The 721-nt window shown below is 43.7% G+C and carries 1 protein-coding gene and 1 pseudogene; both read left to right on the forward strand.

Going from position 1 to position 721, the window contains the following annotated elements; all coding sequences use genetic code 11:
* Positions 1-54: 54 nt before the first annotated feature.
* Positions 55-435 (forward strand): transposase, encoded by a 381-nt coding sequence (locus ACFSKV_RS18955; protein WP_380806466.1) that lies wholly within the window; start codon positions 55-57, stop codon positions 433-435.
* Between the two features lie 56 nt (positions 436-491).
* Positions 492-721 (forward strand): annotated as a pseudogene (locus tag ACFSKV_RS18960) (hypothetical protein); the annotation flags it as partial.

Consider the following 721-nt stretch of genomic DNA (forward strand, 5'->3'; position numbering starts at 1 on the left):
TGTCACGTCCTGAAATAGCTTGACAGATTAAGTCAAACTAAAAACAGGAAAAAGATGACAAAAACGGTTCGAGAAATCAACAGGTACAGTATTAGCTTTAAGAAGCAAGTAGTGGAGGAGCTGGAAAAAGGAAGTTCCTATTCTTATCTTCAAAAGAAGTATGATATTAGAGGAGCGGAGACGATCCAGAGGTGGGTCAGGTCCTTTGGCAGGGATCATTTGTTAAACAAAAGTGTTAGAATAGAGACTATGGACGAGAAGAGAAGACTTAAGGAACTGGAAGAGGAGAACAAGAGGTTAAAACTGGCCCTGGCCGATTCGATAGTTGCCAACAAGATGCTTGAGACGCTGATAGATGTTGCCAATGATGAATACAAGACGGATTTAAAAAAAAACTTTGGCAACGGGCTGTTTCCAAAAGGTCTGAAGAAGTGAGCGTTAAGTCCGGTTGTGCTTACTTTGGTCACAGTAGGTCAGCATATTATGGTTGGATGGACTCCAAGCTGAAGGAGGAAGCACAATACGATCTGGTATTGGAGTTTGTCCGGGATCACCGGAGGATTCATCCGATGATGGGGACAAGAAAGCTTCTGGAGCTGATCAGAGAAGATACCGAGAAGTTAGGGATCAGCATAGGAAGGGACAGGCTCTTTGGCTTGTTACGTTCGGAAGGCCTGCTGGTCAAGCGCAAGAAGAAGTATGTTGTTACAACACAGTCATT

The sequence above is a fragment of the Shivajiella indica genome (assembly GCF_042683085.1).
In the GTDB taxonomy this organism is placed as follows: domain Bacteria; phylum Bacteroidota; class Bacteroidia; order Cytophagales; family Cyclobacteriaceae; genus Shivajiella; species Shivajiella indica.